Below are 18,288 nucleotides of genomic sequence, written 5' to 3'. Positions count from 1 at the left end.
TACAGCCAGGGGTACCACACCGCTACAGCCAGTCGTCGGGCGCGCGCGGCACCGACGCGACCAGGGCGCGCGTGTAGGGGTGCCGCGGCCGGGCGAACACCTCCGCCACGTCGCCCTCCTCCACCACGCGGCCGTCCTTCATGACCAGCACCCGGTCGGCGATGTGGTGGACCACGCCCAGGTCGTGCGAGATGAACACCATGGCGGTGCCGTACTCGGCCTGGATGTCGCCGAGCAGGTCGAGCACCTGGGCCTGGATGGAGACGTCCAGCGCGGAGACCGGTTCGTCGCAGACCAGTACGTCGGGGCGGGGACCGAGGGCGCGGGCGATGGCGACGCGCTGGCGCTGCCCGCCGGACAGCTCGCGCGGGCGGCGGCGGGCCGTCTCCGGCGGCAGGCCGACGCGGGCCAGCAGGTCGAGCACCCGGGCCCGGCGCTCGGCGGCGGGCAGCCGCAGCGGTTCGGCGACCAGCCGGCCGACGTCGTGCCGGGGGTCGAAGGAGTCCAGCGGGTTCTGTGAGATGAGCTGGATCCGGGGCCGCAGCGGGCGGCGGACCCGTTCGGGCACCCGGCTCCACTGCCGCCGGTGCAGGCTGACCTCGCCCGCGTCGGGTTCGAGCAGGCCCAGGGCGAGCCGGGCGAGGGTGGTCTTGCCGGAACCGGACTCTCCCACGACGCCCAGCGTCTCGCCCGCGTGCAGGGTGAAGCCGACGTCGTCCACGACCCGGCGCCGGCCGTAGGCACGTACCAGCCCGGCACCGGCCAGGACCCGCGCCTGCGGGAGGGGCCTGGCACGCGGGCGCGGCTCGCCGGTGGTCAGCCGGGTGCCCCGGGAGGCCGCGGACGGCACCGCCGCCAGCAGCGCCTTGGTGTAGTCGTGCGCGGGCGCGGTCAGCACCTGCGCGGCCGGGCCTTCCTCCACGAACCGGCCCTCCCGCATGACCAGGATGCGGTCCGCGATCGAGGCGACGACCGCCAGGTCATGGCTGACCAGCAGCAATGCCGTGCCGGCGGCCTTGCGCGCGGCCAGCAGCGCGAGGATCTGGGCCTGCACGGTGACGTCGAGCGCGGTGGTGGGCTCGTCGGCGATGATCAGCGCGGGGTCGGCGGCGATGGCGGAGGCGATCAGCGCCCGCTGCCGCAGCCCGCCGGAGAGCTGGTGGGGGCGCTGCTTCGCGCGTAGCGCCGGGTCGGGCACGCCCACCGCGTCCAGGAGTTCGAGCACCCGGGCCGCGCGCCGGTCGCGCGGTACGACGTCGTGTACGGCCAGCACCTCGCCGATCTCGGCCCCCACGGTACGCAGCGGGTCGAGCGAGACCAGCGCGTCCTGGAGCACCAGCCCGGCGAATCCGCCGCGCAGCCGCCGCCACTGCGCCGGGCCGAAGCCGAGTGCGTCCCGCCCGTTCACCCGGAACTCCGCCGCGCGTACGACCGAGCCCGGCCCGGTCAGCCCGAGCAGCGTGCGCGCGGTGACGCTCTTGCCCGACCCGGACTCCCCCACGATCGCCACGCACTCCCCCGGGGCCACCGCCAGCGACACCCCGCGCACGACCTCCTCGCCGCCGAAGCCGACCCGCAGGTCCGTGACGGCCAGCAGGGTGGCCGTGGACTCCGCGGGCTTCGCCGCCGTGAACATGGTCATGGCGTCCTCCCCTCGAAGCGGCGTTGCAGGCGCCGCCCGACGACGGTCAGGCAGACGACGGTGAGCGTGATCGCCACCCCCGGGAACAGCGCCTCCCACCAGGCGACCCGCAGGTAGTTGCGAGCCTCGGCGAGCATCGCGCCCCACTCCGCGGCGGGCGGCTGCGGCCCCATGCCGAGGAAGCTGAGCCCCGACCCGGCGATCACCGCCTGGCCCAGGCCGATGGTGGCCAGCACCGGGATCGGCCCGAGCACGTTGGGCAGGACGTGCCGGGCGGTGATCGCCCAGCGCGAGCGGCCGAAGGTGAGCGCCTGCTCGACGTACCCGGCCCGGCGCACCACGAAGGTCTGCGCGCGGATCACCCGGGCGTAGTTGGGGAGCTGCGCGGCGGCGATGGCGAGGATGACGTTGCCGGTGCCGGGGCCGGTGATCGCCACGATGAGCAGGGCGAGCAGCAGTTCCGGCAGGGTGGACAGCACGTCGAACGCGCGGGCCAGGGCCTCGTCCAGCCACTTCGGCGACAGCCCGGCGGCCAGGCCGAGCAGCACGCCGCAGGAGACGGCGAGGACGGTGACCGCGACGCCGATGCTGACGGAGTGCCGGGCCCCGTGAATCACCCGGGCCAGAACGTCCCGGCCCAGGTGGTCGGTGCCGAGCAGGCCGCCGCCGCCGGGCGGGGCGAGCGCGCCCGCCGGGTCGGCGGCCAGCGGGTCGGCCACGGCCACCAGTCCGGGCGCGGCCACCGCCACGGCGAGCAGCACCAGAAAGGCGACAGGGACGTACCTCATGCGCGGATCCGGGGGTCGATGAGCCGGTAGGCCACGTCGAGCAGGGTGCTGATGGTCACGTACACGACGGCCGACAGCAGGACGACGGCCATCACGACCGGCATGTCCTGGCCGGTCACCGCCTGCATGGCGACCTGGCCGAGCCCGGGGCGGCCGAACAGCACCTCGGTGATCACCGCGCCGCCGAGCAGCGTCCCGGTGAACCAGCCCGCCAGCGTCACGGCCGGGATCAGCGCGTGCCGCAGCGCGTGCCGGGCGATCAGTGCCCGCTCGGTGAGCCCGCGGGCCCTGGCGGTCACCGCGAACGGCTGTTCCAGCGCGTGTTCCAGCCCGCCGCGCAGCACCTGGCCCAGTACGCCCGCGATCGGCAGGCCGAGCGCGAGCGCGGGCAGCACCAGCGCGGCCGGGCCCTGCGCGCCGGAGACCGGGAACCAGCCCAGGGTGAAGGAGAACACCGACAGCAGCACCAGCCCGATCAGGAACGGCGGCACCGAGACCGACACCAGTTCGGCGGCGGAGGCGGCCCCGCGCAGCCACCGGCCCCGGCCGGCCGTGACGATCGCGATGACGGCGGCCAGCGCCACCCCGGTGGCCGCCGCGGCCAGCGTGAGCTGCGCGGTCGGCCCGAGCTGGGTGGCCAGGATCTCGCCCACCCCGCGCTGCAACAGGTAGGAACGGCCGAGGTCGCCGTGCAGCAGCCGCCACAGATAGGCCAGGTACTGGACGACCTCCGGCCGGTCCAGGCCCCACTCGGCGATGATGCCCGCCCGGATCTCCGGGGTGTCCGCGCCGTCGCCGATCAGGATGTCCACCGTGTCGCCGGGCGCGAGCAGCAGCGCCAGGTAGGACGCGGTGGCGGCGGCCCAGAGCACGACCAGGCCGGTACCGAGGCGCTTGATCACGTGGCGATCCGCACGTCGTAGGCGCTCGCGGGCGTGCCGGAGGCCGGGTCGAAACCGAGCCCTTGCACGCTGCGCTGCGCCGCGATCTGGTCGGCGGGCACGTACAGCGGGAACAGGATCGCCTTGTCCAGCACGACCTTCCGCTGCACCTTGGTGTACAGGGCCTTGCGCTCGGCGGCGTCGGAAGTGGCCGACGCGGCGCGCAGCCACCCGTCCACCTGGGGGTCGGCGTACCCGGTCCGGTTGATCGCGCCGCCGGTCGGCAGGATCAGGTTGAGCGCCGCGCCGACGTCGGAGTCGCCGCGGGAGTTGCCGAACAGCTCGTACTGCCCCTCGTCCAGGGCCTTCTGGGCCGAGCCCTGGTCCACGATCCTGACCTGGAAGTCGATCCCGGCGTTCTGTTTGACCTGGGCCTGGACGGCCTGGGCGAGGACGTCCCTGCGGTCGCGGACGTACGGGGCGGAGGCCACCTCGCGCACGGTGAGCCGCTTGCCGTCCTTGACCCGGTAACCGTCGGCGTCGCGGGCCTTCCAGCCGGCCGCGTCGAGCAGCGCGTTGGCCTTGGCCACGTCGCCGCCGTAGGCGTCCTTCAGGGTGGCGTCGTAGAACGGGCTCTTGTCGCCGGCGACGCTCCACGCCCGGGTGGCGGTGTCCTGGTAGACCGACTTCAGCACCGTGTCCACGTCCACGGCCTCGCGGAACGCCTCGCGCACCCGCTGGTCGTCGAAGGGCGGGCGGGTGGTGTTGAAGTAGTAGGAGTAGGCGGTGCCGGAGTTCAGGCTGGTCAGCAGCGTCAGGCTCGGGTCGGTCCTGATCAGGGCGGTCTCGGTGGCCGGTACTCCCTCGATGACCTGCACCTGGCCGGAGGTGAGCGCGCCGACCCGGACGGCGGCCTCGGGCAGGAAGCGGTAGGTGATCTCCGCGAGGTGGGCCGGGCCCTGGTGCGCCGCGCCCGCGGGCGGCCAGGCGTAGCGGGGGTTGCGGCGGTAGTGGATCTCCTGGCCCTGGACGTACCGGTTCAGGACGAACGGCCCGGTGCCCACCAGGTCCGGCCCGCCGAACTTCACGTCCTTGGCGTTCTTCAGCGACTTCGGCGACACCTGGCCGGCGTACGGCGAGGCGAGGAAGTCCAGGAACAGCGCGTCCGGCTCCTTCAGCGTGATCTTGACGGTGGCCGGCCCGACGACCTCGGCCCGGTCGAACGCCTTGAGCTGGATCGCGAGCACCTGCGGGTTGTAGCCCGGCACCCGGAACTGGTCGAGGTTGGCCTTGACCGCGGCGGCGTCGAACTTCGTGCCGTCGTGGAAGGTGACGTCGTCGCGGAGGTGCAGGGTGTAGGTCAGCCCGTCTTCGGAGACCTTCCAGGACTTGGCCAGCCACGGCCGGAAGGAGCCGTCCTCGGCGCGCGAGACCAGCGCGTCGAACTGGTTGAACACCAGCAGCCTGGCCTTGTTCTGGGACCACTGCTGCGGGTTGAGCGTGACCGGCTGCGTTTCGATCGCCCAGGTCAGCGAGCCGCCCTGGGCGCTTTGGGCGGTCTTTTGGGGCTGCCCGCCGCAGGCGGCGAGGGCGAGCACGAGCAGCAGGGGGGTCAGGCGTCTCACGGGCGGTTCCATGCCTCGGCGAGCAGCTCGTAGGAGCGCACCCGGTCTTGGTGGTCGTGGGTGATGGTGGTGATGAGCAGTTCGTCCGCCCCGGTGACTCGGCGCAGTACGCGCAGCCGCCCGGCGACCTGCTCGGGCGTGCCGACGAACCGGGTGTCCACCCGGTCCTTGACGAGTTCGAGGTCTTCGGCGGTCCAGACGTGCGCGTCGGCCTCGGCGGGCGTCGGGTACGGGATCGCGCCCGTGCCCGTCCGGATGCTGCGGACCCACAGGTCGTAGCCCTTGGCCAGCTCGCGGGCCCGGTCCTCGCCGTCGGCCACCACGACGTCCGCCGACACGATCACGTACGGCTCGGCCAGCGTCTCCGACGGCTTGAACGCCGCCCGGTAGGCCGCCACCGCCTCCAGCACGTTGGACGGGCTGACGTGGTAGTTGGCCGCGAACGGCAGGCCGCGCTCCCCGGCGACCTGCGCGCTCTGCCCGCCGCTGCTGCCGAGGATCCACACCCGCAGCCGGGCCCCCTCGCCGGGCACGGCGGGCACCTCGTGCGTGCCGGCGAGCAACGCGAGCACGTCGTCGATCTGGCCGGCGAAGTCCGGGGTCTGCGCGCCCGGTTGCTGGAGGAACGTCGCCTGGTGCGCGAAATGGGGGTGCTTGATGAGCTTGGCGAAGTCGAACGGGGGCGGGATCAGCAGGCCGTCCACGACCTGGGCAGGCCGCTTCCCTGCGGGCCCGGCGGGTTTGGCGGCTGCGGCGGCGATCTCGCCGCGGCGCTGCCCGGAGCGGCCGATGCCGAGGTCGATCCGGTCCGGATGCAGCGCGTCGATCAGCCCGAACTGCTCGACCACGGAAAGCGGCGTCTGGTGCCCTAATTGCACGGCCCCCGACCCGACCCTGATCGTGGAGGTCGCCGCCGCGACCAGGGCGATCAGCACGGCCGGGGCCGAACTCGCCACGCCCCGGGCGAAGTGGTGCTCGGCCAGCCAGTAGCGGCGGTAGCCGTACCGCTCGGCGTGCCGGGCCAGGTCGATCGTCTCGTGCAGCGCTTCGGCCGCCGTGTGGCCCGACTTGATCGGGGCCAGATCCAGGATGGACAGCGTCATGAGGCTCCTCCGAGCGGGCGGCTGGGGATCTCCGCCCGCAGGACGGGGGCGATCTCGGCCTGGAACAGTTCCAAGGACTCGCGGTGCTGGGCGGGGGTCAGTCCGTCGGCGTCGGCGTGCAGGTGCATGACCTCGTGGCCGAACCGTTTGTGGTAGCGCAGGACCTTGTCGATGATCTGCTGCGGGCTGCCGACCAGCATCGAGCTGCGCTCGATGGCGTCCTCCAGCGTGGGGAACACCACCGGCACGTCGAACTTCCGCAGGAACGCCGTGCGGGCCTCGAAGATCGGCCGGTAGGTCTCGATGGCCCGCTGGGAGGTCTTGGCCGCGTAGTAGCCGGCCGTACCGGCTCCGACCAGCGCGTCGCGCGGGTCGTGGCCGTAGTGCGCCCAGCGTTCGCGGTAGTGCTCGACCAGCTCGGCGTACGGTTCGATGGGGTTGGTGACGTTGGCGGAGAACAGCGGATCGCCGTAGCGGGCGGCCAGGTCCACCGACTCCTTGCTGGTGGCGCTGCCGTGCCAGACCCGGATCGGGCGTTGCAGCGGGCGCGGCCAGGTCTCGGCCTCGGTGAGCGAGGGCCGGAACCGGCCCCGCCAGGTGACCTTGTCCTCCCGCCACAGCCGGCGGAACAGCTCGTAGGACTCGCGGTTGCGGTCCCATTGGTCCTCGGCGGTGACGTGGAACAGCTTGGCCTGCGCGGCCCCGTTGCCCTTGCCGATGATCAGTTCCAGGCGGCCCTCGGACAGGTGGTCCAGGGTGGCGTAGTCCTCGTAGGCGCGTACCGGGTCCAGCAGGCTCAGCGTGGTGACCGCGGTGAACAGCCGGATCCTGGTGGTCTTGGCGGCGATGTGGCTCAGCACGACCGGCGGCGAGGAGGAGATGAACGGCCGCTCGTGGCGCTCCCCGACGCCGAACCCGTCGAAGCCGAGTTCTTCGGCGAGCACCGCGTTGCCGACGACCTCGCGGAAGCGTTCGGTGGGTGACCGCTCGTCACTGTGCGCGATCAAGGTTATGGTCAGGAATTTCATCGAACCTCCGCGTAACGGCTGACCGGCCGCGGGAGGCCGAGCAGCCCGCGCAGGGTGTCGGACTCATACTCGCAGCGGAACGCCCCGCGGGCGCGGAGTTCGGCGGTGAGTCGCCGGGTGATCTCCCACAGGTCGTACGGCAGCGCCCCCGGCCGCAGCCGGAACCCCTGGACGCCGGCCCGCCGCCACTCCAGCAGCAGATCGGCCACCTCGGCGGCGGTGCCGATGACCACCGCGGCGTCGGAGACCGGCTCGGCCCCGGCCAGCTCGTCGAGCCGGGCCTTGCGCCGGTGCGCGTCCTCACCCGCGAAGACCAGCAGGTCGGCGAAGATCTTCAGGTCCGCGGACAGCTCCCTGATCTCCGTCACGACGGCCCTGGCCTCCTCGGCGGAGCGCGGCGTGACGAACACGACGTCGGCCCCGGCCGCGGCGAACTCGTAGGACAGGCGCGAGCCGGCGAGGGTGGTCACCACCGGCTGCCCCTGCGGCGAGCGCGGCGTGATCGACGGGCCCTTGACCGAGAAGAACCGCCCGGCGAAGTCGATGTAGTGGAGTTTGCCGCGGTCGATGAACCGGCCGGTGGCCACGTCGCGGATCTCGGCGTCGTCCTCCCAGCTGTCCCAGAGCCGCCTGGCCACCTCCACGGCGTCGGTCGCCTCGGCGTACAGGTCTCTGACCCCGGGCGTCGGCCTGCGGCCGAAGTGCCCGGCCTCGAAGGGGCGGGGCGAGACCTTCACCTGCCACCCGGCCCGGCCGCCGCTGACGTGGTCGAGGGTGGCGATGCCGAGGGCGACGTGGAACGGCTCGGTGTGCGTGGTGGTGGCAGTGGGCACCAGCCCGATCCGGCCGGTCGGCGGGGCCAGCCGGGCGGCCAGCAGCACCGCGTCGAACCGGCCGCGCACCTGGTCGGTCCGGTCGTCGGGGGCGTCGGGCAGGGCGGACTGCAAACCTAGATCATCTTCGATGGTGACGAAGTCGAGCAGTCCCCGCTCGGCCTCGGCGACCAGCCCGGCCCAGTAGCGCGGCGAGAAGATCGTCTCCGGGGTGGCGGGCGGTTCGCGCCAGGCGGCCGGGTGCCAGCCCGCGCCGTCGAGGGCCACCGCGAGGTGCAACGTCATGCCAGCTCCAGGTGTTCGCGAAGGGTGGTGCCCCGGTAGTCGGCGCGGAACGCGCCGCGCTCCTGGAGCAGCGGGACCACCTGGTCCACGAACCCGTCCAGGCCGCCGGGCGTCAGGTGCGGCACCAGGATGAACCCGTCGGCGGCCTCGGCCTGCACGTACTCGTCGATCTTCCGGGCCACGGTCGCCGGGGTACCGACGAAGTTCTGCCGTCCGGTCACCTCGATGACCAGTTCGCGGATCGTCAGCCGCTTCTCCTCGGCCAGCGCCCGCCACTTGGCGGCGACCGCGGCGCGGTCCCCGAGCGGGGTGCGGCCCTGGATGACGCCCCCCGACAGGTCCGGCTCGACGTCCGGCAGGGGGCCGTCCGGGTCGTAGGCCGACATGTCCCGGCCCCAGACCTGCTCCAGGAACGCGATGGCGGTCTGCGGCCCGACCTGCTGCCGGCGGATCGCGGCGGCGTTCTCGGCGGCCTCCTCCTCGGTGTCGCCGAGCGCGAAGGTCACCCCGGGCATGATCTTGAGCTGGTGGGGTCGCCGGTCGTACTTGCCCAGGCGGCGCTTGACGTCGGCGTAGAAGCGCCGGCCGTCCTCCAGCGTGCCGTGCGGGGTGAAGATCACGTCGGCGGACGCGGCGGCGAACTCGCGGCCCTCGTCGGAGTCGCCCGCCTGGATGATCACGGGATGGCCCTGCGGCGGGCGCGGCACGGTGGCCCGGCCCTCGATCGTGAACTGCGCGCCATCGTGCCGGACCGTGCCGATCGCGCCCTCCCGGACGAACCGTCCGGCCGCCTGGTCGGCGGCGATGGCGTCCGGGCGCCAGGAGTCCCACAGCTCGCGCGACAGCCTGACGAACTCGGCGGCGCGCTCGTAGCGGTCGGCGCGGTCCAGGTAGCCGCCGCGCCGGAAGTTCTCGCCGGTGAAGGCGTCGGAGGTGGTCACCACGTTCCACCCGGCGCGGCCCTCGCTGAGATGGTCCAGGGTGGCCACCCGGCGGGCCAGCTCGTAGGGCTCGTTGAAGGTGGCGTTGACCGTGCCGGCCAGGCCGAGCCGGTCGGTCACCGCGGCCAGCGCGCTCAGCACGGTGAGCGATTCGGGGCGGCCGACCACGTCCAGATCGTGGATGCGGCCCTTCAGCTCGCGCAGCCGCAGCCCCTCGGCCAGGAAGAAGAAGTCGAACTTGCCGCGCTCCGCGGTCTTCGCCAGATGGACGAACGAGGCGAAGTCGATCTGGCTGCCCGAGTGTGGGTCGTTCCAGACGGTGGTGTTGTTCACGCCGGGAAAGTGGGCCGCCAGGTGGACCCGCCTGCGGCTCATCGGCCCCGTCCGTGCGGGGCGTCCCAGGCGGCGGGCAGCCCTTCGGTCGTCTCCCGGAACGCCGGGCGCTGGTACAGGTCGCGGGCGTAGGGCCACAGGTACTCGAAGTCGATCAGCTCCCGCTCGCTCACCAGGTGGCCGCGGTTGTACTCGGAGTCGAACCTGGCCAGCGTCACCCACAGCCGCACGTCGGCCTCGGTGATCGTGTCCCCGGTCAGGAACCGCTGCTCGGACAGGTGCTCGTCCAGCCGTTCCAGCGCGGCGACCACCCGGTGCCGCTCGCGCTCCCGCTCGACCTCCACGGCGGCCCTGGCCACGCGGGTGACGCCGGTGTTGACGTCGTCATAGATCCAGCGGTTCAGCTCGTCGATGCGCGTGCGCAGCGGCACGGGGTAGAGGTCGGCGTCGGTACCGGCCCACCGCTCGAACCTGGTCGCCAGGTCGATGGTGATGTCGGGGAAGTCGTTGCTGACGATGAGGCCGGTCTGCCGGTCCCACAGCACGGGCACCGAGATGTGCCCGCCGTACCCCTTCTCGGTGGCCTCGTACGCCTGCTCCAGCAGGGTGAAACCGTTGACCGGGTCGGGGCCGCGGCGCTCCCGGAAGGCCCAGCCCCGGCCGTCGCGCTCGTCGTCCACGTAGGAGAGCGAGACGACGTGCTCCAGGCCCTTCAGCTTGCGGACGATCGCGGTCCGCTGGGCGTAGGGGCAGACCCACGCGGCGTAGATGTGGTAGCGGCCGGGCTCGGCCGGGAACGGGCCGGTCCCGTCGGAGGTGATCCGGCCCTGGAAGGGGTAGAGCGGGCGGTTCCAGCCGGGTGATTGGTACAGGCGGCCCTCGCCGTAGTGGCCGTAGGCGGTGTGATCGACCGGCGTGGCGTAGAGCGACGGCTGGGTGGCCGTACGTGCGTATGTGGACACAAGTCCTCCCAGGGTGAAGGGTCGAAAGGGGCCTCACGGGAGAAGCACGCTCGCCCGGCGGCCGGGGCGGGTGCCCGGGTGGCGCGGGGGAGCCGGAGGTCGGCGGGGGCACCGGCCACACCGCGATCTTGAAAGGGCGGGAGGCCCGCGGCTACGGGTCCCCGATCAAGGACAGAGAGCGGCGGCGACGTGCCCGAAGTCCACGTGGCGGCACCTGATCAAGGAAAGGCCCTGGCTCATGCTTCGACGCTAAGCCGCGATCTCCGATAAGTCAATATTACCTACTTGATATATCGGAAATTACGGAAGCCGGCCGTGGGCGGGATCGGCGGGCGCGGTGATCCGCCACCGGGTGCTGCGCTCGCGGTGCCGCCAGGACTCCGCGAAGCGCCCGTCTCGGGCGAGCAGTTCGTCGATGGAGCCGTGTTCGGCGAGCCTGCCGTCCTCGGCGAAGAGCACCTGGCCGGCGTCCCGGACGGCGGCGAACCGGTGGGCGACGATGACCCGCGCGCGCCGCATTCTGCTTGGCGAGAAGGAGCTTTCGGGGGGACGGCCGCCGACGGGTTTCGGGACCCGGCTTATTCGGGGCCTGGCTTAGGAGCCGGTCCGCTCGCGCTCGGCGGCGCTGCGCAGTACGCAGAACTCGTTGCCCTCGGGGTCGGCGAGCACGGCCCAGCCCGTGCCGTCGGGATTGCGGCGGTCGGCCACGAGCGTCGCACCGAGCGCGAGCAGGCGATCGACCTCGGCCTCGCGGGTGGACTCGGGACGCAGGCACAGGTGGATCCGGTTCTTGACCGTCTTGGCCTCGGGCACCTGGTTGAAGTGCAGCACCGGCCCCTCCGGGAGCAGAACCTGGGTCTCCTCATCCCCAGGCCGATCCTCCGGATGCAGGGGGCAGCCGGTCACCTGGCTCCAGAATTGCGCTAGTTCGTAGGCGTTCGAGCAGTCGATCGCGACATTCTGTACCACAGAGACCATGTCTCGATCTTGCCCGACCGCCCCCGTTCCGGGCCACTCACAACTATCGTCGGCATCGCACGACCCCCAGTCACCGCGAACAGGAGCGAGATGAGCACCCGTCAGCCCACCGGATGGATGAAGAACGTCGCCATCGCCCTGTTCGCCGCCGTCGCCGCGATGCTCATCGCCTGGATCTGGCTGGGCGACTGGCGCTGGGGCGCCACGGCGGGCGTGGTCTTCGTCGTCGCCTTCGTGTTCCTCAGCCTCTCGATCCAGGACCGGACCCCGGGCGACCAGCGGAAGGACTGAACTCGACCATGGCGATCACCAACCGGCAGGCGGCGGGGCGCACATTTCTGCGCCGACTGTACGCGGACGCGTACTTCCCTGATTACGTCCTCGACAAGGGCCGGGCGATCCTGGTACGGCTGTGCGAACGGATCGAGTCCGAGCAGCCATCGGACCTGGCGTCCCTGTACCGGCTGACCCAGGCCGCGACGGAGGAGTTCAACCGGCTGGAGGCGGAGTTCGAGGCGGAGGGGAGCGAGATCGAAACCGTCGCCCGCGAGGAGATCGCCGAGGACTTCTGGTTCATCGCCTCCGCATACGGGTTCACCAACGCGGACGTCGAAGACCTGATCGCCACCCGCGACTGGTGAGCGGGTGGCGGCCGGTCAGCGGATCAGGGTCTCTGGGCGTAGGGGCCAGGTGATGACGTGGCGATCGGCGTCGGCGGAGGCCAGGGTGGTGCCGTCGGGGTGGAAGGCGAGGCCGGTGATGGTGCCGGTATGGCCGGTCAGGGTGGCCCAGGGGCGCTGATCGGCCAGGTCCCACAGCCGGATGGCCCGGTCGTCGGCGGCGGCCAGTAGCCGCCCGTCCGGGCTGAACGCCACGACGCGTACGACGGGCTCGCGACCCGCCTCCAGTACGGTCCTGGTCCGGCGGGCGGTGTCCCAGACCGCCACCTCCCCGGCCTCGGAAAGGGACGCCAGGTGTCGCCGGCCCGGGCCGTACCCGCTGCGCCCGGTGAGAATCGGGGCGTCGGCGGCCCGGCCGCCCACCGTCCCGGACGGGGATGGAATGTCATGGAAGGTGACGGTCATGCCGTTGTGACAGACGTACTCGTCTCCGCTCGGCGTGAAGGCCAGGCCGCCATGGCATCCGTCGGTGGACAGCAGGAGGGCGCGGGTGCGTACGTCCCACAGCCAGGTGTACCCGGAAGCGGTCCGGGCCAGCAGGGTACGGCCGTCCGGGCTGAACGCCACCTGGCTCGGCTCGGCGGTGACCGGCAGGGTGGCCAGGCGCCGGTCGGCGACGGGATCGCGCAGCTCGACCATGGCCGGGTGGCCGATGGCCACCATGCGCCGGTCGGGCCGGTCGGGCCGGTAGGCGACGCCCTTCGTGGGACGGCGGGCGGCGGCGATGCTGAGCAGGGCGCTGCGCGCCTCGACGGTCGGCGCCCGCCGGTACGCCTGGCGGGCCAGCTCCAGCGCCCGGCCCGCGTCGGCCGCGTTGCCCGCCTGCCGGGCCAGGTCCCGGGACTGGTGCTCGGTCAGGCGACGCTCGGCGAGCCTGTGCTGGTGACCGGCGACGACGGCCGCGCCCGAGGCCAGGATGAGCAGCAGCGCCAGCGCGGCCGACAGCATGCCCAGCCGCCGTACGGTACGGCAGGCGGCGTCCTGCTCGGCCTCGGCCGCGGTGATCCCGGCCTCAAGGAACTCCCGCTCGGTGTCGGTGAGCGGGACCGGCGCGTCGTCGTAGGCCCAGTTGCGGGTGGCGGTCAGGCATCCTCCTCGGTAGAGCAGGTCCGGGTCGCCGTCATGGTTCCGCCAGGTGGCGGCGGCCTCGGCCAGATGCCTATGCGTGCGTAACCCGGCGCGGTCCCGCTCCAGCCAGTCCTGCATACGCGGCCAGGCACCGATCACCGCCTCATGCGCAAGACGTACGCCCTGCTCATCCACAGTGACCACGCGCGCCCGTGCCAGCCGCTCCAACACCTCCCTCCCAACCGCCCCAGCCCCCGGCCCCTCCCCCGAACCGGCACCGGCCTCCGAACCAGGAACGCCCTCCAGGCCGGAAACAGCCTCGGAACAAGGGACAGCCCCCAAGCCAGGAATGGCCTCTGTACCGGGAACGACCTCTGGGCCAGAGACAGCCCCTGAACCGGGAACGGCCTTTGAAGCGGGGGCGACCACCAAGCCAGGCGCGGCCTCGGAATCAGGGACCACACCTGAACCCGGAACGGCGGCCGAAGCAGGCGCGGCTCTCGAACCGGAGACGACCTCCACACCCGAAACGGCCTCTGGGCCGGAGTCGGCGAGTACGGCGGGCAAGTCGGCGGCGCGGAGCGTACCGGCTGCTGCCCGGCCGTGCTCATCGACGGTGACCAGGCGCAGCAACAGCCGCCGGGCGAACCACCGCCACTCGTACGGCAGGGCCGTGTAACAGTCCTCCGCCAGCCGGGCCGCCGAGCCGCCGATGCCCCCAAGGGCGTGGTAGACCGACAGCGTCAGGCTCCTGCCGGTGCGATGCCAGTAGGTTTCGGCCAGTACCGCCGAGACCAGCGGCAACGCGCCCGCCGCCTCCCCCGCGTCGGCCACGATGGTCGCCACCAGAGCCGGTTCGACCATCACCCGTTCGGCAGCGGCCGGCTTGACGACCACCTCTCGCAGTTCGGCGGCGCGCAACGGCGGCATGGCGACACCATCGCTGCGTACCGCCGCCGCCAGTTCCCGATGCGCCGCGCACTGCGCCGCGGCGCTGGCCCGCATCCCGGCCACCACCCGCACCCGGCTGCCGACCCGCCGCGCGGACAGCAGCGCGGCGATGAACGTGACCTGCTCCTCCGCGTCGGCACAGCGGGTGAACACCTCCTCCAGCTCATCCACCACGACCACCAGCTCCGCCCCGGCCGTGAGCAGCCCACACGCCCGGGCCCGCTCGGTCAGGTCGTAGCCATCGGCCATCTCGCCCACCTTGGTGAGCCCGGCCAGATCGCCCAGGTCCGCCCGCCCGGCCCAGCCGTTCCCCACCCCCGCCCGATCCCCGTTCACCAACCCCGAATCCGCCACCCCCGTACTCCCCAACGCCGCACCCTCCGCGCCCGCGCCCCTCGCCCCCGAATCCGCCGGCCCCGCCCCGCTCAAGCCCGAACCCCGTACACCCGCGCCCCCCGCCCCCTCAGAGCCCGAACCCCCCATGCCCGAACTCTCTAAGCCGGGACTCCCCATCCCCTGGCCCCCCGGGTCCGTACTCCCCGAACCCGAACCCGAACCCGACAGAGCCGTACTCCCCCACACGGCACTCGACCGCTCCGGAGGCTCCGATCCCTGGCTCCCCGCACCCGTACTTCCCGCCCCCGAATCCCCCAGCCCCACACTCTCCAGGCCCGAACTTGCCGACACCGAATCCGCCAGCCTCGCCCCTGGCCCCGACAAAGCCGCACTCTCCTGGCCTGTACTCCGCGGCGGGGGACCCGACCGCCCCGGAGGCACCGCCCCCGAACTCCTGGTACCCCCCAGATCCGCTTCCTCCAGCCCCGGCCCCGACGGGACCGTGCTCTCCCGGCCGGTACTCCCCGACAACCCCGGGGGCCCCGACCGTGGACCCCTCGTACCCCCCAGGCCCGCATTCTCCGGTACCGAATTCGCCGGCCCAGGACCCCGCAAGGTCGTACCCTCGCGGCCTGTACCCCCCGACACCGAATTCGACAGACCTGCACTCCCCGGCTCCGAATCGGACTGCACCGGGTTTGTCAGGGCTTTGTGCAGGGCGGTGAGTGGGTGTGGGCCTGGGGTGAGGACCACGACGGTGGGGGCGGGTTCCTGGGGATTCAGGCGCTCGCGTAGCGCCGGGATCAGCCCCGCACGTAGCAGGGAGGAGATTCCGCAGCCCGACGGGCCGGTCAGCGTCAGAAACCGGCGGGTGCGCAATCGCGCTAGCAGCCCCGTCACCAGTTCGGTACGGCCGAAGAAGCGCGGCGCGTCCTCGATGTCATAGCTTGCCGTCCCCAGGTAGGGCGATTCCCCCGCCTGGCCGTTCTGTGTCGCGGCGGCGGCCGACAGGGCCATACTGGCGGCCTGCCAGCGCCGTTCCCACTCCTCCCTCCGCCCCCCGCACGCCTCGGCGAATGCCAGTGCCACGGCCTTGCTGGGTAAGCGCTCACCCCGGGCGGCCATCTGCAATGCGGTGGCCGAATAACGCGTACGACTGGCGAGTTCCCGATAGGTCGGTTTACCCGCCGCGTTTCTTAAACGCCGCAAGGCGAATGCGAACTCTTCCGCCGGACCCGCGTCAGGGTCCAACGGGCTCTCCGGACGCCCCATGCTCCTATTCGGACACACATACCGCCGTTCCCGCAACTCCTTTCTCCGAATTCCTTTATGCGGCCACCCTGAAGTGCCACGCGACCGCTTCCGATAATGTCCGGCGGCCAGCCGTGATCATCTCTATTACCACACACCGAAACACACTGTTAATGCACAGGTCACAGCCTTGTGGACCGCGCCAATGCCACCTGCCCGCTCAGCGGCGGCACGACCGGCTGGCGCTAAAAAAGCGGCTCAGGGGGCTTGGTGTTCAACCCGGCGAGCCGCCAGCATGGGCGATGCCGGTCGATGCCAGGGGGGCGATCAGGCCGAAAGCCGAGCAGGCCCGGTAAGCGCCGGGCCAACGTCAGATGTTCGCCGGCAGTCCATTTGCCTCGGGGTTTTCGCCTGCTCTTTTCCCATGCATCTATGATCGTCTCGAAAAGGCTCGGGTCGTTCTGGCCACCGCCGTACCAGTGACGGGGGGTCGCGGCCGTCCAGGCCAGCGCCGGCACCACCGAAACGACAAAACAATCCGGCACCGCCGCCGCGTCGTACCGCATCATCCACAATCAGAGCGCACGCCGCCTCGACGGCAGCATCTCCAGGGCGGCGTGCGCCTGAATGTCTGCAACAACAACTGCCACCAGATCTGGCGATGAACTGCCCACCACCGCGCGACGGGCCGGGGCGCGGGCCTTCCAAGGTCCGTGGCCCGGCCCGCGACCGGTACGCCCTGACGGCAGACCCGGCGTAACGCACGGGGCTCAGTCGCCGCTGGCCGTCCAAGCCGGGCATGAAAGCGCGGCCAGGACACCCCCCCCCCCGGCCCCGGGCGCGGCCCTTCCAGGTTCGTGGAGCCGGTCTGTGAACGGTAGGACGTGATGAAGGGGGTCAGTCGCCGCTGGCCGTGCAAGCCGGGCGCGGGAGCGTGGCCAGAACAACACCCCGGCCCCCGAGGCGAGCGGCCTCGGGTCCGTGGCCCCGCTCCACGACCGGTAAGACGTTACGCAGAGGGTCAGCCGCCGCTGGCCGTGCAGGCCGGGCGTGAAAGCGCGGCCAGGACACCGCCCCCGGCCCCGAGGCAAGGGCCTTCAGGCTCGTGGCCCCGCTTCGCGAGCGGTAGGACGTAATGCAGGGGGTCAGTCGCTGCTGGCTGTGCAGGCCGGGCATGGAAGTGTGGCCAGGACGCCGCCCCGGACGTTGGCGACGGATCTCTGGTCGAGGCAGATACGGCAGGAGATGCCGGCGAGGCGGGGGTCGGCCCAGCAGCGGTCTTCCCAGACCGGTGGGGGCTCGGTGGGCGTGGTGGTCACGTTTCCCGGTGGCTGGTCGGTGCCACGGCCGGAGCAACGGCCGCACCGGAGGACGTACCCCGGCAGGGTACGGTCCTCGCCGCTTCCGCCGCAGTCGGGGCAACTGCCGCCGCTCATCGGCCGTTCGTCCCGGCACAGGCCAGGGGGCCGCCTCCATCGTCCACGCGCTCACCGTACGCGTGCGCCGCCTCCCGTGTCACCCCCGCTGCGCGCCGGACGGCCGGTGACCGCCAGGCAGCAATGGGAAATTCACGACCCAGGCGACCGTCACCAGGTGACGAAAGGCGGCCCCCGGCGGATGCTGAATCCGGGCGCGCGGCCGATGCTCCTCCGATCCGGCCGCGCGCCCGCATTCCGCCGGAGAACATGTTCCGGGCCATCGAAGAAAAGGAAAGGGCCGCGATGACCACAGCTCCGACAGCCGGTCTGACCCCCGCAACGAACCCCCGGCCACGGACACGCAGGCGACCGTGGGTGAGCACCTTGGTGGGCGTGTTCGGCGCGCTCGCGCTCGTGTTGGGCCTGGCGTATCCCGCCCAGGCCGACGTCATCCCGAAATTGCCGCAGAACGCGGACGGCCTGGAGCAGACGTTCTCCCCCGCGTACGACTACGACAAGGACGGCTGTTACGCCACGGCGGCCATCACCTCGTCGCGGTACGCCAACCCGGGCAGGGGCCTCGGCGGCGCGGTGAACGGCAACTGCCGCGACCTCGCGCAATTACAGGAGTCCAACACCTACGCGCGGGCGAAGTGCAACAACGGCTGGTGCGCGATCATGTACGCCAGCTATTTCGAAAAGGACCAGACGGTGGACGGCTGTAGCGTCGAACCGGGCTGCGGCCACCGGCACGACTTCGAGCACGTCGTCGTATGGGTGCAGAACAACCAGGTGCAGTACGTCTCATACTCCGAGCACGACTACTGGGAGACCTACCATCGTTCGAGCGTGCGCTTCGATTCCAGCGGCACCCACCCCAAGGTCGTTTATCACAAGGACGCGGGCAAGACGCACTGCTTCCGCCTGGCCAACAGCGGCGATGAGGCGATCGAGAACCACACCGGCGGGTGGTTCTATCCGCGCCTCGTGGGCTGGAACGGCTATCCCAGCGTGGACTTCCGCAACCAGTTCATCTATCACACCAGCTACGGCCGGGCCACCATCAAGCTCGGTACCGAGACCATGAAGAGCCACCTCGCGGCCTCCAAGCCGGGCGGCATCTCCTTCGACCCCTGGGCCTGACCTCAGCGCACCCCATCACCACCGCATCACCCCCCCGGCCCG

16 protein-coding genes and 1 pseudogene are annotated in these 18,288 nt (G+C 71.9%); 3 read left to right on the top strand and 14 right to left on the bottom strand.

All coding sequences use genetic code 11. From position 1 onward, the window contains the following. Nucleotides 1-22: 22 nt before the first annotated feature. From ACH34R_RS11490 to ACH34R_RS11440, 11 genes are all read right to left on the bottom strand, one after another. Complete coding sequence (locus tag ACH34R_RS11490; RefSeq protein ID WP_397561341.1) at nucleotides 23-1,642, bottom strand: dipeptide ABC transporter ATP-binding protein; 1,620 nt, start codon at nucleotides 1,640-1,642, stop codon at nucleotides 23-25. Continuing rightward, nucleotides 1,639-2,430: an ABC transporter permease gene (locus ACH34R_RS11485; protein WP_397561340.1), complete on the bottom strand. Its 792-nt coding sequence runs from the start codon at nucleotides 2,428-2,430 to the stop codon at nucleotides 1,639-1,641. The genes ACH34R_RS11490 and ACH34R_RS11485 overlap by 4 nt, the downstream gene beginning before the upstream one ends. Further along, a complete protein-coding gene (locus ACH34R_RS11480) occupies nucleotides 2,427-3,332 on the bottom strand; it encodes an ABC transporter permease (protein ID WP_397561339.1) in 906 nt (301 codons plus the stop codon). Before ACH34R_RS11480 ends, ACH34R_RS11485 begins: the two co-directional genes overlap by 4 nt. Continuing rightward, nucleotides 3,329-4,936, bottom strand: a complete 1,608-nt coding sequence (locus tag ACH34R_RS11475) for an ABC transporter substrate-binding protein (RefSeq protein ID WP_397561338.1) — start codon at nucleotides 4,934-4,936, stop codon at nucleotides 3,329-3,331. The genes ACH34R_RS11480 and ACH34R_RS11475 overlap by 4 nt, the downstream gene beginning before the upstream one ends. Next, nucleotides 4,933-6,039, bottom strand: coding sequence for an MsnO8 family LLM class oxidoreductase (locus tag ACH34R_RS11470; protein ID WP_397561337.1), 1,107 nt, complete (start codon nucleotides 6,037-6,039; stop codon nucleotides 4,933-4,935). The genes ACH34R_RS11475 and ACH34R_RS11470 overlap by 4 nt, the downstream gene beginning before the upstream one ends. Continuing rightward, nucleotides 6,036-7,067: an LLM class flavin-dependent oxidoreductase gene (locus ACH34R_RS11465; RefSeq protein ID WP_397561336.1), complete on the bottom strand. Its 1,032-nt coding sequence runs from the start codon at nucleotides 7,065-7,067 to the stop codon at nucleotides 6,036-6,038. Before ACH34R_RS11465 ends, ACH34R_RS11470 begins: the two co-directional genes overlap by 4 nt. Further along, a complete protein-coding gene (locus ACH34R_RS11460; RefSeq protein WP_397561335.1) occupies nucleotides 7,064-8,185 on the bottom strand; it encodes an LLM class flavin-dependent oxidoreductase in 1,122 nt (373 codons plus the stop codon). The genes ACH34R_RS11465 and ACH34R_RS11460 overlap by 4 nt, the downstream gene beginning before the upstream one ends. After that, complete coding sequence (locus tag ACH34R_RS11455; RefSeq protein WP_397561334.1) at nucleotides 8,182-9,501, bottom strand: NtaA/DmoA family FMN-dependent monooxygenase; 1,320 nt, start codon at nucleotides 9,499-9,501, stop codon at nucleotides 8,182-8,184. The genes ACH34R_RS11460 and ACH34R_RS11455 overlap by 4 nt, the downstream gene beginning before the upstream one ends. Continuing rightward, the gene (locus tag ACH34R_RS11450; protein WP_397561333.1) at nucleotides 9,498-10,421 is read right to left on the bottom strand and encodes a glutathione S-transferase C-terminal domain-containing protein; all 924 of its coding nucleotides are present in this window, start codon (nucleotides 10,419-10,421) and stop codon (nucleotides 9,498-9,500) included. The genes ACH34R_RS11455 and ACH34R_RS11450 overlap by 4 nt, the downstream gene beginning before the upstream one ends. Before the next feature lie 300 nt (nucleotides 10,422-10,721). Beyond that, on the bottom strand, nucleotides 10,722-10,940 hold the full coding sequence (locus ACH34R_RS11445; RefSeq protein ID WP_397561332.1) for a hypothetical protein: 219 nt from the start codon (nucleotides 10,938-10,940) through the stop codon (nucleotides 10,722-10,724). A 75-nt stretch (nucleotides 10,941-11,015) separates the two neighbouring features. Then, nucleotides 11,016-11,399, bottom strand: coding sequence for a VOC family protein (locus tag ACH34R_RS11440; protein ID WP_397561331.1), 384 nt, complete (start codon nucleotides 11,397-11,399; stop codon nucleotides 11,016-11,018). Between the two features lie 90 nt (nucleotides 11,400-11,489). On the opposite strand from ACH34R_RS11440, the gene ACH34R_RS11435 reads away from it, so the two are divergent. Both ACH34R_RS11435 and ACH34R_RS11430 read left to right on the top strand, forming a co-directional pair. Then, nucleotides 11,490-11,690, top strand: coding sequence for a hypothetical protein (locus ACH34R_RS11435; RefSeq protein WP_146607264.1), 201 nt, complete (start codon nucleotides 11,490-11,492; stop codon nucleotides 11,688-11,690). Between the two features lie 8 nt (nucleotides 11,691-11,698). Next, on the top strand, nucleotides 11,699-12,040 hold the full coding sequence (locus ACH34R_RS11430) for a DUF5713 family protein (RefSeq protein WP_397561330.1): 342 nt from the start codon (nucleotides 11,699-11,701) through the stop codon (nucleotides 12,038-12,040). Between the two features lie 15 nt (nucleotides 12,041-12,055). Here the strand turns inward: ACH34R_RS11430 and ACH34R_RS11425 are convergent, their stop codons facing one another. The 3 genes and pseudogenes from ACH34R_RS11425 to ACH34R_RS11415 form a co-directional block, all read right to left on the bottom strand. Continuing rightward, complete coding sequence (locus ACH34R_RS11425) at nucleotides 12,056-14,434, bottom strand: hypothetical protein (RefSeq protein WP_397561512.1); 2,379 nt, start codon at nucleotides 14,432-14,434, stop codon at nucleotides 12,056-12,058. A gap of 699 nt (nucleotides 14,435-15,133) precedes the next feature. After that, nucleotides 15,134-15,451 (bottom strand): annotated as a pseudogene (locus ACH34R_RS11420) (hypothetical protein); the annotation flags it as partial. Between the two features lie 479 nt (nucleotides 15,452-15,930). After that, nucleotides 15,931-16,251 carry a hypothetical protein gene (locus tag ACH34R_RS11415; RefSeq protein ID WP_397561329.1) on the bottom strand — a complete coding sequence of 107 codons (321 nt, stop codon included), beginning with the start codon at nucleotides 16,249-16,251 and terminating at the stop codon, nucleotides 15,931-15,933. 1,227 nt (nucleotides 16,252-17,478) lie between these two features. Here ACH34R_RS11415 and ACH34R_RS11410 point away from each other — a divergent pair. Beyond that, on the top strand, nucleotides 17,479-18,246 hold the full coding sequence (locus ACH34R_RS11410; RefSeq protein WP_397561328.1) for an NPP1 family protein: 768 nt from the start codon (nucleotides 17,479-17,481) through the stop codon (nucleotides 18,244-18,246). Nucleotides 18,247-18,288: the final 42 nt, after the last annotated feature.

This window comes from Spongiactinospora sp. 9N601 (assembly GCF_044326295.1).
Lineage (GTDB): Bacteria > Actinomycetota > Actinomycetes > Streptosporangiales > Streptosporangiaceae > Spongiactinospora > Spongiactinospora gelatinilytica.
This window is presented reverse-complemented; position numbering and strand designations above follow the sequence as displayed.